General features: G+C 67.1%; 9 protein-coding genes. 5 read left to right on the top strand and 4 right to left on the bottom strand.

Going from position 1 to position 13,939, the window contains the following annotated elements:
* The gene (locus Vlu01_RS18255) at positions 1-2,112 is read left to right on the top strand and encodes an SAM-dependent methyltransferase (RefSeq protein WP_204001025.1); all 2,112 of its coding nucleotides are present in this window, start codon (positions 1-3) and stop codon (positions 2,110-2,112) included.
* Positions 2,113-2,155: 43 nt separating this feature from the next.
* Here Vlu01_RS18255 and Vlu01_RS18250 read toward each other — a convergent pair whose 3' ends face one another.
* Positions 2,156-2,452 carry an NUDIX domain-containing protein gene (locus Vlu01_RS18250; protein WP_204001022.1) on the bottom strand — a complete coding sequence of 99 codons (297 nt, stop codon included), beginning with the start codon at positions 2,450-2,452 and terminating at the stop codon, positions 2,156-2,158.
* A 36-nt stretch (positions 2,453-2,488) separates the two neighbouring features.
* On the opposite strand from Vlu01_RS18250, the gene Vlu01_RS18245 reads away from it, so the two are divergent.
* Positions 2,489-2,608: a proprotein convertase P-domain-containing protein gene (locus tag Vlu01_RS18245; RefSeq protein WP_204001017.1), complete on the top strand. Its 120-nt coding sequence runs from the start codon at positions 2,489-2,491 to the stop codon at positions 2,606-2,608.
* A 226-nt stretch (positions 2,609-2,834) separates the two neighbouring features.
* Here Vlu01_RS18245 and Vlu01_RS18240 read toward each other — a convergent pair whose 3' ends face one another.
* Positions 2,835-5,738 (bottom strand): AfsR/SARP family transcriptional regulator, encoded by a 2,904-nt coding sequence (locus tag Vlu01_RS18240; protein ID WP_204001013.1) that lies wholly within the window; start codon positions 5,736-5,738, stop codon positions 2,835-2,837.
* Between the two features lie 289 nt (positions 5,739-6,027).
* On the opposite strand from Vlu01_RS18240, the gene Vlu01_RS18235 reads away from it, so the two are divergent.
* Complete coding sequence (locus Vlu01_RS18235; RefSeq protein WP_204001011.1) at positions 6,028-7,161, top strand: hypothetical protein; 1,134 nt, start codon at positions 6,028-6,030, stop codon at positions 7,159-7,161.
* Positions 7,162-7,499: 338 nt separating this feature from the next.
* Here the strand turns inward: Vlu01_RS18235 and Vlu01_RS18230 are convergent, their stop codons facing one another.
* Positions 7,500-9,653 (bottom strand): ATP-binding protein, encoded by a 2,154-nt coding sequence (locus tag Vlu01_RS18230; protein ID WP_204001009.1) that lies wholly within the window; start codon positions 9,651-9,653, stop codon positions 7,500-7,502.
* Between the two features lie 1,218 nt (positions 9,654-10,871).
* Here Vlu01_RS18230 and Vlu01_RS18225 point away from each other — a divergent pair.
* On the top strand, positions 10,872-12,119 hold the full coding sequence (locus Vlu01_RS18225; RefSeq protein ID WP_204001007.1) for an FAD-dependent oxidoreductase: 1,248 nt from the start codon (positions 10,872-10,874) through the stop codon (positions 12,117-12,119).
* Between the two features lie 8 nt (positions 12,120-12,127).
* On the top strand, positions 12,128-12,604 hold the full coding sequence (locus tag Vlu01_RS18220) for a MarR family winged helix-turn-helix transcriptional regulator (RefSeq protein ID WP_239095974.1): 477 nt from the start codon (positions 12,128-12,130) through the stop codon (positions 12,602-12,604).
* Positions 12,605-12,655: 51 nt separating this feature from the next.
* Here the strand turns inward: Vlu01_RS18220 and Vlu01_RS18215 are convergent, their stop codons facing one another.
* Positions 12,656-13,918: an MFS transporter gene (locus Vlu01_RS18215; protein ID WP_204001002.1), complete on the bottom strand. Its 1,263-nt coding sequence runs from the start codon at positions 13,916-13,918 to the stop codon at positions 12,656-12,658.
* Positions 13,919-13,939: the final 21 nt, after the last annotated feature.

The following is a 13,939-nucleotide window of genomic DNA, read 5'->3' as shown; positions in this document are numbered from 1 at the left end:
ATGATTGTCGGGTCCGGGGTAGCGGGACTGGCGACCGCGATCAGTCTGCACGCGGCGGGATTCCGTCAGGTCAGGGTCTTCGAGTCCGAGCCGCGCCTGCGTCCACACGGCCTCGGGCTGAACATTCTGCCCAACGCCGTCCGGGAACTCGCCGAGCTCGGGTTGCTCGACGAGTTGCAGCAGCGCGCGGTGCGAAGCCAGGAACTGGCCATGTACAACACCCGTGGTGACCTCATCTGGCGTGAGGACCGCGGCACTGTGGCCGGCTACCGATGGCCGCAGATCTCGATCTCGCGCGCCGAACTCGTGGCGGTCCTGGCAGATGAGGTACGCCGACGCCTCGGTGAGCACGCCATCGTCACCGACGCGCGGCTCGTCGGCCTTCGCAGTGAGCCGGGCATGAACTACGCGACCGTCATGGGTCGCGACGGCTCGACGCGGGTCGTCGAGGCGGAACTCCTCATCGGCGCGGACGGCATCCATTCGGCCGTCCGGGCCGCGTTCTACCCGGCCGAGGGGCCACCGCCGACGAACGGCATGACGATGTTCCGAGGAACCGCCTCAGGGCCCGACTTCCTCACCGGAAGCACCATGGCGGTACTCGGGGATGACCGGCGGCGACTCGTGCTGTACCCGATCGCCCGAGACGCCTCCCCGGGGAGATCTGTGATCAACTGGGTCGCCGCTCTTCCAGCGACCGAGGTCGACCTGCTCCCAGGCCAGCAGATGGATGTCGCCGACCGGCGTGCGACCGTCCTGCGCCAGTTCGGGAGCTGGTCGCCACCCGGCGTCGACCTGCCGCGCCTGCTCGAAGACACGGCGGACGTGCAACAGTATTCGATGATCGACAGGGACCCCATCCCGCGTTGGAGCTTCAACAACGTGACGCTCGTGGGCGACGCCGCCCATGCGATGTATCCGGCCGGATCGAACGGTGCCACGCAGGCCATCGTCGATGCCCGCGTACTGTCCTGGCAGCTGGCCACCCAGGCGGACGCCGGCAGCGCTCTGCGTGCGTACGAGGACGAGCGCCGGCCGCAGATGACCGAACTGCAGAACGCCAACCGTTCCATGGGGCCCGAGAAAGTCATCACCCTGGCCCACCTGCGCGCACCCCACGGATTCGACGATGTCCGGGAGGTCTTCAGCGAGGAGGAACTCGCGGCGATCTCCCGCAACTACGCCCGGACCGGGAAGTTCGACCAGGACTGGGTCAACTCACGCCCGTCGCTCACCGTCACGCAACGGCACCGGGGGACGCCGAAGGCGGACATCGTCGTAGCCGACGACGAGTCTCAGGCGGTGAAGGAGACCGGTTTCATCACCGCCGTCATCCGAGCCATGGAACATGATCGTGCCGATGCCTACCTGGTGGATCGGTACGCGGCGCTGCTGAGCACGCCCACATCCCGGAAGATGACGCACGAGGCGCTGGCCGTCGGCGGCACCATCGGTTCCGTGATCGTCCGAGCCCGCTTCGGCGACATCGTCCTCGGCGAGGCGGCTGCCGCGGGGATCACCCAGGTGGTCTGCCTGGCGGCGGGCAGTGACACTCGCGCCTGGCGCCTCGACCTTCCGGCACGGACCCGGTTCTTTGAAATCGACCTGCCGGGCCAGTTGGAGGCCAAGGAGCGGCTGCTGGAACCGGTCCGGGACCGTCTCGTCTGCCGTCGCGTCTCCCTTGGCGAGGACCTTCGCCGTGAAACGTGGCCACAGCGCCTGGTGGCGGCCGGCTATCAACCCGACGAACCCACGGTCTGGATCATCGAGGGGCTGCTGCCCTACTTTCAGATCGAGGACTTCACCCGACTGATCGGGACCGTCAGGAAGATGTCGACGCTTGGTTCGGTCCTGCTGGTCGACGCACCGCACGCCGACTTCTACACGGATCCGGTCAACGAGACGTTCCTGACGTTCATGAAGTCGCGGGGATCGGCGTTCCAACTGGGCTTCGACGACCTCGGCGACTTCCTGCGCCACCAGGGCTGGACGGCGGAGGCGTACACGTTGCGGCAACTTCACGCCGGCGAGTGCCCGTGGTTGCCCGCTCCCCCCGGACGTCTCTGCCCACCCCACGACCATCACTGGGTGGCCCGAGCCCACCTCAGCTGAGCTGCCGCAGGCTCGGAGCCCGGCACGTCCTGGCGCGGTGTCCTCAGTGCTGAATGAGCCCGCCGGGCAGGACCGGAGGGACGTGGCCGGTCAGCGGACGCGTCCGGGTCAGGGCGATACCGACGTCGACGAGGGAGGATCGGCGCAGACGCTCGACCACCGCGTCGCAGCCGGTCTCCTCGGCGACCTCCCTGACCACCGCGTCGAACGGATCTTCCGCGTGCTCCACCTTGCCGCCCGGAAGGCTCCAGTTCGTCTCACCAGCCGGCGACACGCAACGGACCAGCAGTACCCGCTCCTGCTCGACACAGACCGCGTACGCCGCCAGCCGGGAACTCATCCCCCGCACCTTCCGATGTTCACGACAGGGTGCGCCATGCCCGCACCAACGTCTCCTGCACCGCGTAGGCCGACCGGCGGCACCTGGAAGCTGCGAATCGAGGACCTGTTCGCCGGCAACTCAGGCGTGATCGAAGGCTGGAAGCTGACCCTGTGACCCGGTGCCGCCCCCGGATCGACGCTGGGACACACCACTCACGGTGTGTCCCTGTCGGCGTCCCCTCAGCCTGCGCCGGCCCGGGTCGCGCCCCTGCCACAACACCGTCAGCGGGTAGTGGTTCCACGGCGAGGAGGCGCAGGTCGCACGGGCCCGAACAGGGTGGAAGAGGTGGCAACGGTCGACGAGACAGAGCCGCCGGCGACACAAGCCCGCACACTCGCGTCTATCCACGTGCAGTGACAGCGGCGACCGCCAGCAGGCGGTTCTTTACCGCGAGGTGGTTGTGCTCGCCGGTGTTGTTCAGGAGGTCAAGGGCTTCCCGGCAATGAGCGCGGGCGGTGCGGTGGTTTCCCTTGGCGACGAGCGCCTCTGCAAGGACGACGAGCGACCGCGCCTCACGTAGAGTGTCTGCCAATCCCTCACTGACTGCACGGGCAAGGGTTGCCTCAGACAGGCAATGTCGGTGTTGTCCCAAATGCAGTCTGGCCTCGGCGGCAACGATGAGTGCATCGCAGCGGAGGACGTCGTCTTTGACGCGGGGGTGCTGCTCCAGTGCGACTTGGGCGTGCGAAAGCGCAGCTTCGGGCTGTCCGGTTTGGGCGTTCAGTTCGGCGAGGCGTACGTGGTTGAGACTTCGTCCGCGCAGCGATCCGATCTGCTCGCAGATGGTGAGTGCTTCGTGGTAGAGGCGGCGGGCCCGATCAGGTTCGTCGAGCTGTCGATGGGCGTCTGCCAGGTGGTAGAGGGTGGAAGCCTCGCCGGCGAGGTTGCCGGCTGCCCGGCACGCATCCAGCACCTGGTTGAAAACGTCGATGGCAGTCGTGATGCGGCCCAGTCGGAGGTGGACGGAGGCAAGGTTGTGCAGACAGGCCAGCTCGATCTCGGCAAAGCCATTTTCGACGGCCAGGTCAAGGGCGCTGGTGAAGAGTTCACCGGCGTGTTGGTAGTCATGGCTGGCGAAGTGGACGGCTCCGAGGTTGGCGAGGGTGCCGGCGCAGCCGAGAAGATGACCGTCGGCGGTGGCGGCGTCGAGGGCTAGACTCAACATGTTTCGCAGTTCGCCCTGCGGGCCGGAGCGATCGTAGACCTCATGAAGTGTGTCGACGATCTGCCATGCGTGGCGTGGGAAGCCTTCTCTGCTGGCCGCGCGGATCACGCTCAACAGGTTCGTGCGTTCTACTTCGCACCATCGCAGGGCGTCACCCTCTGACGGGAAGACGAGTGGACGCACCCTGGTGGGTTCGGGTAGGTCAGGCACGGCCGGCCGTTGCGGCTCCAGCCACCGGACGGCGTTGACGGCGGTGAGCAGGTACCAGTCGAGGAGACGATGGAACGCGGCGTGTCGCTCTTCGGGCAGCCCTTCGAGGCGGTCGCGATCGATGGCGTATAGACGCAGGAGGTCGTGCATTCGGTATCGACCGACGGCATCATGGTGGATCAGGTGCGCTCGGGCGAGGCCGACGAGTGCCCGTTCGGTCAGAACCGGGTCCGCTGCCAACAGTGCGGATGCTGCCTCGACTGCGACGGTCGCGCCTGGAAACTGACCGAGGCTGCGGAAGAGCCGGGCGGGTAGCGGGGCGAGTGCGTTGACCGACCAGGCGAAGACGGTGCCTATGGTCAGTTCTTTGCTGTCGTCGCCGTCGATATCGAGTAGACGTTCCCCCAGTTCGTCGGCGAGGTCGCCGAGGGGGGTCTTGGGCTGGGAGGCGACGTGTTCACCGATGATCCGTAGTGCGATCGGTAGTCCTCCGGAGAGTTGCGCCAGCTTGTGCACGGCGGCGGGCTCGGCATCGGCGCGGTGAGGTCCAATGATCCGGGTGAGAAGGCCATGCCGATCGGCGTGTGGCAGCGGTGTGATGGTCAGGCTGCGGACGCCGTGTCGGACGCTGAGGCCGCTGAGTCGGTTGCGGCTGATCACGATAACGAGGCTGGTTGGGGACGGAGGAATAAGGTGTTGCGCCTGGTCGGAGTCGAGGACGTTGTCGAGTACGACGAGTAGGCGTCGGTCGCTCAGTAGTCGGTGGTACAGCGCGCTGCGATGCACGGGATCGGTGGGCATGCGATCTGCGGGTACGCCGAGGCCGGCGAGGAAGCGTCGTACGGCATCGTCTGGGTGTACCGGTGGCACCTGGCTGTGCGCTTCGGCGTTGAGGTAGAGCTGGCCGTCGGGGAACCAGTCGCGGCGGTGGTGCCCCCAGCGCGTGGCAAAGGCGGTTTTTCCTACCCCCGGCATTCCGGTTATGGCTATCACGTTGGGGGTTCCGCTGTCGGTGGCGAGCGTGTCTAGTTCGGACAGGAGGTCGGCATGTCCGGTGAAGTCGAATACGTCGTACGGTAGCTGTCGTGGTACCGGTGCCGTCTCGTCTGCACCGGCCCGGACGGTGTGGGTCTTGGGAGCGGGGATAGGCAGGATTTCCACGAGGTTCAAATGTGGTTCGATGCGCATCTTACGTCGGTACCGGCGCCGGAAGGCGGCAATGAATTCGCGGGCGTCGTGGGTGCGGCCGGCGCTGTGCAGCGCGCTCGCCTGCAGACGGGCGAGCGTCTCGTCGAACTGGTTGTCTGCGATCAGGGGTTCGAGCCGGGCCAGCGCTCGGTCGTGATGGCCGGTGGCCAATTCGCTTCCCGCAAGGAGTTTCTCTGCGGTGAGCAATTGTTCCCGTATGTCGCGGCGGAGATGTTCGCTGCGGGCTCCGCGGAGTTCGGCGAGTGGGTTGTTGCGCCACAGCTGAAGCGCAGTGGTGAGTAGGGCGGTGCACCGGTCGTGTTGGTCGAGGTCAGCGGCTCGGCGCGCCTGTGCTGCCAGGCGACGAAACCGATGGTAATCAACCTGGATTGGTTCGATGTCCAAGCGATAGGCGCTGACGCCGGGCATTCGCGTCAGGGCTTCGGGTATGCCGGCAGTCCGCAGGGTGGCGCGGAGGCGGCTGGCGAGGGTGTACAGCAGGTTGCGGCAGGTGTCGGGGTCGCGGCCCGGCCATAGAAGTTCCACGACTGTCGTTACTTGCACCGGGTCGCCGGCGTGGTACAGAAGAGTCGCGAGCAGGCCACGCTGCTTCGCGGTGCCAAGCGGGATCAATCGCCCGTCGATCCGGAGTTCTGTAGGCCCAAGAATCGTGAACTCCATCCCCACCCCCAGGTCTAATCGACCACCGGCTATTTCATTCTCTGCTATGTGGCAAGGTGGGCCAACCCTCTCGCCCAGAGTCCGAAATCGGACATCCCACTGCCAGTGCGGTGCAAGCCGGTTGCAAGGTGACTGGCAATGTGATCAGCACGCCGCCCTCCGATGCTGGCCTCCTCGGGCTTCACGACATGAGGGGGAAGCAATGACGTCGCGGGAATGGTTAGCCACACCCATCGGAATCGGTTCTGATCAATGGGCTACCCGGGCGGGCTGCCGAACGGTCCTCGCTGTGGCACACACGATCGCCAGCTGCCACCGGCTGCTTGACGTGATCGATTACGTCGAGGAGGACCCCCGGGTGCAGGTGGTGTTCACCGTGGCGCCAGATGTGTTCAACCAGCAGGTGGCCCGGCACCTGGAGCGGCTAGGCGCGCTCGTCCTGCCTTGGCAGCAGGCCATTCGGGAACGCTTCGACCTCGGGATCGCCGCCTCCTGGGGAGGGCTACATCAGTTGCACACGCCCCTGCTGGTGATGGCGCACGGCGCCGGCCGCAGCAAGCGGGTCCGGCCAGGACCGTACGGCGGTCCGCCGCTCGCGGATCGTGCGGTCTATGGTCTCGACGCGCAACGGCTGACCTACGGCGGACGGGTACTGCCAAGTACGCTCGCCCTCTCCCACGAACACGAACTGGAGGTGCTGCGTCTGCAGTGCCCGGAGGCCCTGGAGGTGGCTACGGTCGTCGGCGATCCCTGTTTCGACCGTCTCGTAGCCAGCCTTCCGCGCCGACCGGAGTACCGACACGGCATGGGAATCGAGGACCATCAGGAACTTCTGTTGGTTTCCTCCACCTGGGGCCCGGACGGCTTGTACGGGCACTTCCCTGACCTGCTCCCCCTGCTGATGGCACAACTGCCGGCCGGCCGGTACCGGGTCGCCGCGCTCCTGCATCCGGCGGTCTGGGACGCCCACGGGCACCGTCAGGTAAGAGCCTGGCTGCGGTCCTGCACCGAGGCAGGACTACTGCTACCCGACCCCACCCAGGACTGGCGTGCCCTGGTCGTGGCCGCCGACCACATCATCGGCGATCACGGGTCGGTCACCGCCTACGCCGCAGCCGTCGGGCGCCGGATCCTGACACTGCCCACCCCGCGGACGATGCCCGTCGCCGGCACGCCACAACAACTGGTCACCGCCGAGGCCACCCCTCTCGATCCCCACCGGGCGCTGCTACCTCAACTGGTGGCGGCCCGCGAAATCGACCGGCAGGCGGTGACGGCCGCGCTGACCGGCCACCCCGGGCAGGCCGCCAGGCTGTTGCGGCGGGCCATCTACCGACTTCTCGGCATCACCGAGCCCGGCCGCCACCGGCGGGTCACCCCCGTACCCGTGCCGCGCCTGCACCACCGGGAGGCCACCCAATGACATGTTGGCCTGACCCGGTCATCGTGGCGCTTCGACCGTCCGGACTGTCGTCCCTGCTCACCAGGTTGGCCGACGTCGTGCTCACCACCGCCGGACACGACGTCATTGCGGTCAGCGACCGACTGCTCGTTACGTATCCAGGTGTTTCCCTCGCCGTTGTACACGGATCGGCGGGCGAAGTCGTCGTACAGACCCGGGACGGACTGCTCTTCCACTACGGTCCCTGGAATTCGCTGACACGTCTGACGATCCTGCGCCTGGCAGCCGTCGCTCGGCAACTCCATGACCGGTGGGTCCTTGGCGATCTGCATGGTCAGTATGCGGCCCTAGCAGAGCTTCTATTCAGTGACGGTGCCGCCGAGCATGTCGAGCCGGCCGCGCACTTCGGCGAGCCGGGGCGAGCCGATGGCGTCGAAGACGGCGACCGCCTCGCGGTAGCGCCGCCGTGCCTCCTCCTCGTCACCCCGCCGCTCGGCGACCAGACCGAGCAGATCCAGCGCCTCTGCCCGCTCGTTGGCCGACCCGAGCTGAGCCATCCGGCGAGCTGCCTCGTCCGCCGCACGGTTGGCCGCCTCGAGGTTACCGAGACCGAGTTCGGCGCCAGCGACACCGAGCAGCACCCGTGCACCGTTGTAGGGGTCGATGTCGGTCAGCCTGAGGAAGATCTCCTCCGCCTCAGCCAGCAGCGGCAGCGCTGTGGCCGGTTGTCCCATCCGGGTCAGTAACATGGCCACGTTGAGGCAGGTCAGGCCGATGCTCCGCGGATCGGGAAGCGTCCTCCGCACCAGGAGGACCCGCTCGAACAACCGGGCCGCCTGGTGCTCGCGACCGGTGTCGGCGTACAGGGTGGCCAGCCCCTCTTCCGCGTCGACGGTGCCCAGTACGTCGCCGGCCTCCCGATACCGGTCAATCGCGGCTAGGTTGTGCTGCTCTGCCGCGTCCTGGTTGCCCAATTTGCTGTGCACCCTGCTCAGCCGCTTGAGCATGTTCGCCTCGGCCCGAAGGTTTCCCCACGCCCGGGCCGCATGCAGGCCTCGCTCGTCCACCTCCAAGCGATCCATGTAGTCCTTGGCGTACAGGAACAGCGGCCACATCACGTCGCTGAGGTGCCACGCCAGTTCGTGGTAGCCAAGCTGGAAGGCGGCTCGCCCGGCATCCAGGAGGTTGCTCCGCTCCCGTTGGAACCATGCGAGGGCGTCGGCGCGATCAGCTAACGTTGGCAGGAGTGCGGGCGGCCGTTGGAAGACGTACGGCAGGCGGCGACGGTAGGGGGTCACCACAATGTCCGCCTGGTGTGCGGCGGCGAAATAGAACTCCAGCATCGCCAGTTGAACCGCTCGCCGTTCCATCTCCGGGTCATGGTGCTCCGATACCTCGCGGGCGTACAGGCGCAGCAGATCGTGGTAGCGAAACCGCTCCTCGGCGATCTCCTCCCAGAGGCTGGCTTCCAGCAGCTCGTCAACCAGGCTCGGCACCCGGTTCTGGTCGGCTGGCGCGGTTGTCGCGGCGATCAGCTCGGCGCAGAACTCGCGCCCTGGATGTAGCGCCAGCCGCCGGAACAGGGTGGCGGCGTGCGGCGTCAGTGCCTGGTAAGAAACCTCGATCATCGCTCTGATTGACAGTCCTTCCACTGCCGACAGGCGGGTCAACCGTTGTGCCTCATCGGCAAGCTCGGATACCACCCGGCGGACGGTCAGCCTCGGTCGACCTGCCAAGCGTCCGCCGGCGATCACCAGCGCGAGTGGTAACCCACCGCAGATTCGTACCAGTTCCTCGGTTGGTCCGGATTCCTGGGCTATCCGCTCCCGACCGGCTGTGTGCTCCAACAGTTCAACCGCTGTTGTCGAGGGCAGCGGGTGGACGTCGATCAGTTGGGCGCCGTCGGGTATCAGTCCGGTCAGTCGCCGGCGGCTGGTCACGACGAGTACGGCAGATGCCGACGCTGGCACCAGAGGTCTCACCTGCGCGGCGGAGAGGGCATCGTCGAGTAGCACGAGCAACGACCGGTTCGCGGTGACCGTCCGGTAGAGCGCGACCTGCTCGGCCAGTTCCACGGGTATCCGCTGTGATGGCACGTTCAGCGATCGTAGGAACGCCGTCAGCGCCGCGCGGGGATCCAGTGGCATATCGCCACTGAATCCTCGGAGGTCGGCGTGGATCTGCCCATCCACGAACCTTCTTCGTATGGTGTGGGCCCATTGCCTGGCCAGTGCCGATTTTCCTACACCACCGGGTCCGCAGAGTACGACGACGTTTACGCCGTGGTTTAGCACACGGTCCAGCTCGGCCATTTCTGCCGCCCTGCCGGTAAAGTGCACCGAGGGTACGGGAAGTTGTCGAGGTATCACGCTTCGGTTATCTACCGGGTTGGTGACATGTACGCCGCCATGAATGACCCTGGCCTGCACGTTGGGCCCCACCACTGTCCCGGAAAGATCGTTTACCGTCGCATGGAGCACTTCGTGCTCAATCTCTGGATAACGGGGATCCAATCGCCAAAGCCTTTCGCCCGCAGGAGGTCGCAAGTTCGTTCGTCGGGGTCTAGAAGGTTATGTCTCCTCGGACATCGCCTGCTTGAACCACTCGTTCTGCGGTGCCGCTGAAATTGTTGACCACGTTGGCATTGGCGCTTTTCGGAACGGGGACTAGAAGGCGGAGCCAAGCAGCTCTCACTGCGGCATCAAATGCGGGGTCGCGTGACATTTCTTCCGCCAGGAATGAGGCTACGGCCACCTGGTGGTCTCGCTCAGAGGGGTGCGCCATAGCGGCGGTGAGGGCGTCGCCCTCCGGTGTTCCACTTCGAAGGCGGGAGCGAATCAAGCGGGCCAACGCAGCTGTCGCGGTGCGGGCCCCCGATGCGAGAGCCTCGGCGCCCTTCGCCGCCAACGCGCCGACGACCGCTACGACTAGTTGATCTTCCACCGGCGACCCCCAGCCGAGTTAAGAGATAGACAGACCTCGGTGCCGTAACGGTCACAGTACCGTGCGCACTCCAGTCTCCGTGCACCTACGCGAGCGTGCAGAATCTAGACTGTGGCCTATATGCATCTATCATCGGCGTTGTCCACCTATTGATTTTTTAGAGCTTTTGACATACCTAGTCAACCCAAAGTGTCCCATATCGTGGAATGTGACCACCCGATCGACTTCGCCACGACAACGGCGGTAGTGTGCCGTCCGTGTTATTGATCATGTCATTGATGCTCGGCGCCATCGTCGACGCCGGCGCCAACCTCATGCCCCTTCTCGTGCAAGCGACTGCACTTGATGACCCCGTCACCCAGTGGGTCAAATGGGTCTCTTCGCTACGCACAGTTGTCTCGATATCACTAAACGACTACCTGGGGTTGTTCACACCCGCATCGACTCGATAGCCGTATCGACGAAGTCGTTCCCCTGCCGCTCTACCCACCGAACAACAGCGGCGGCAATGGCGAACCATCCACGACAGCGGCCCGCCATCGCGCGTACACATGCCTGATGGCGGGCCAGTTGCCAGGTGCGACCCGTATTGCCCCGACCGAAAGCCGACCTCGACCGTGACCAACACACCCACCCCATACTCGTCGAGGCATGGATCACGGAAGTGGGCTGCTCGCCGCCCGTCTCGAACACCAGCCGGTCGAGGACCGATTCGTTGCTCTTCCAGCCAGCGGTCGTCGGCATGTCAGCAGTCTTGCCCAAGTCATCTTAGTCGTTAAGATAACTGCATGAACGCATCGAGCGACTTCTCGGTGGCGATCGCCGGTGCCGGCCTCTCCGGCCTCTGCCTCGCCCAGTACCTGATGCGCGCCGGCATCGACGTGCATGTCTACGAGCGGGATTCGGGCCCGTTCGTCAGGCGGCAGGGCTACCGGATCATTCTCAACCGGTACGGGCTGGAGGCCCTGCGCGAGAGCCTGCCCCGCCCGCTGTACCGCCTGGCGCTGACCACCGGCGACGAGCCCGGCGGGCACCTACGCTTCACCGACAGCCGGCTGCGGGACGCGTTCACCGTCAACCTCAAGGACGAGCCACACGCGACCCGGCAGGTCGACCGGCTGACCCTGCGATCGATCCTGCAGTCCGGGCTGGACGGGCGCATCCACTACGGCAGGGCCGCCGTCGCGGTGGACAGCGGCGGCCCGGCCGGGCTGCGGCTGCGGTTCGCCGACGGCGGGGCCGCCCCGGCCACAGTCGTCGTGGGTGCCGACGGCGTCGGCTCGGCGCTGCGCCGGCAGATCATGCCGGACGCGGAACCGGCGAACACCCCGATGGTGGGCATCTACGGTCGGTCACCCCTGTGGCGCAACGGTGCGAGCGTCATTCCGGAGGCACTGCGTACCAGCGGGGTCCTGGCCATCGCCGACCGACCGGGCCGCGCCTTCTTCTTCACCTCCATGCGGTTCGGCGAGAGCCCGCAGCAGGCGTTCGCACGGTTGGCCCCGGGCAGCTACGCGCCCACCGGCGACGACTACGTCATGTGGGCACTGCTGCTCCGCCAGGAGGAGGTGCCCATCGACGTACGCGGCAGCCTGCGGGCACTGTGGAAACAGGCTGCGGTGATGAGCACGGACTTCCACCCGCTCATCCGACGGCTCGTCGACACGGCCGAACTGGACGCCACGGTGCTCAATGTCTTCGCCACCGGCCAGCGCCCGCACCGGTGGGCGGTGCCCCGGGCGACGATGATGGGCGACGCCGTGCACGTCATGCCGCCGTTCGGCGCTCACGGTGGCAACACCGCGCTCCGCGATGCCGCCCTGCTCGGCCACAAGCTGGTCGCGGCCCGGGAAAACGGCACGCCGGTGGAGGAGGCGATCGCCGGCTACCAGGACGAGATGGTGCCCTACGCCTTCCGCGCCGTCGACACCGCCGCCAGGCTGATGCGGCGCCTCACCGGAGGCGCGGCCGCACCCCACTGGGTGCTGACCCGTGTGTTACCTCGCCTGCACCGGGTCACCGTCCCGGAGGCATGATTGCCGACATGTCCCACGAGCCGACCCGGGCGTCCGCGATCGCCGACCTCATGCGCGCCGGGCGGGAGACCTCGCGGCTGTCCATGGTGTTCCGGTACGCCATCGCGGAGCGGCTGGGCCTCACCGTGAGCGACCTAGAGTGCCTGGACTACCTGGCGGACGTCGGATCCGCCACCGCGGGACAGGTCGCCGAACGGACCAACCTCACCACCGGGGCCGTGACCAGCATGCTCCGCCGGCTCCAGCAGGCCGGCTACGTCACGGCCGAACGCGATCCGGCGGACCGGCGACGGGTGATCGTCACCCCGCGGCCGGAGCGGATCGCCGAGATGGCGCGACCGTACGAGCGGTTCGCCGAGCGGGCCGAGCGGCTCGTCGAGGGCTACCACGTCGAGGAGATCAGGCTGCTGGTCCGGCACTACGACCGCATGCAGGAGATGTACCTGGCCGAGTTGGACCGCCTCCGCAGCAGCGACACCACGTAGCGGTCCGCCGGAGGCGACACCGCCCGGACCGACCGCGCGGAACGGGTCTGCTCAGCCGTCCCGTTTCACCAGGTCAGCAGGTGCGTCCGCGGCGCGGGTGGCGGGCTTGTCGAGCCGCCTCATCTTGACGGCGGTGTAGACGGCGGCGGCGAGGGCCACGTCGGACAGCAGCATCAGACCGATGGCGTACGAACCCTCGATGCCGTACACCCAGCCCATGATCAGTGGTGGGACGAACCCGCCGAGGCCGCCTGCGGCACCGACCACGCCCGTCACCGTGCCCACCTTGTCGGCCGGGGCGACCCTGCCGACGAAGGCGAACACGGCGCCGCTGGCGGCGCCCAGCAGGGCGGCCATGCCGAGGAAGGCGATGGTGGCGACCGGCATCAGGGGTGGCTGGAACGCCTGGACGACAGCGAACACGGCGGTGCCGGTGAAACACCAGACGAGGACCGGTACGGGGTGCAGCCGGTCGGACAGCCAGCCGCCGACGGGGCGGGCGGCCACGGCCAGGACAACGAAACCGGCGGTGCGCAACGCGGCGTCGCTCGTGCTCAGTTCGTAGGCGGTGCGCAGGTATGCGGGCAGGTAGACGCTGAAGGCGACGAACCCGCCGAAGCCGACCGCGTAGAGGAAAGACAGCTGCCAGGTGACGGCCAGGCGGCTGACCTCGGCCGTGCGGGCGATCGCGGACCCGGCCGGTGCGGTACGTCCCGGCGGGTCGCGCAGCAGCAGGAACGCCAGCACGGCGTAGCCGGCGAGGATGACCGCCACGAGCAGGAAGGGCGTGTTCTCGCCGTAGGTGTCGGCGAGCCGCACGGTGGTGAAGTTGGCGATGGCGGTGCCGCCCATGCCGACGCCGAACACACCGAGCGCGAAGCCTTTACGGGCGGGCGGGTACCAGCCGGAGATCAGTGGTACGCCGATGGCGAAGGTCGTGCCGCCCAGGCCGAGGAAGAACCCGGTGACGATCAGCGCCGGGTAGCTGTCGACGACGGTCAGGGTCAGCACCGGGATGATGGTGGCGAGGCTGAGCAGGGGGAACATGATGCGCGCGCCGTAGCGGTCAGTGAGCGCGCCGACCGGGATGCGGCCCAGCGAGCCGACGAGCACCGGCACCGCGACCAGCAGCGACTGGGCGGCGAAGGTGAGTCCGAGGCGTTCCTTCACGCCCGGACCGAGCGGGCCGAGCAGCGCCCAGGCCCAGAAGTTGACGGTGAAGCCGATGGTGGCGACCACCAGGTTGCGCGTTGCGCCAGGACGTGGCGCGGCACCGGCCGAGTTGGGGCTCGGCGCTTCACCGGTTGTGGTCATCTCGTACCTCGCAACGGGTAG

This window comes from Micromonospora lutea (genome assembly GCF_016863535.1).
GTDB lineage: Bacteria > Actinomycetota > Actinomycetes > Mycobacteriales > Micromonosporaceae > Micromonospora > Micromonospora lutea.
Note: the sequence above shows the minus strand (reverse complement) of the source record. Positions and strands in the feature narration are given on the sequence as shown.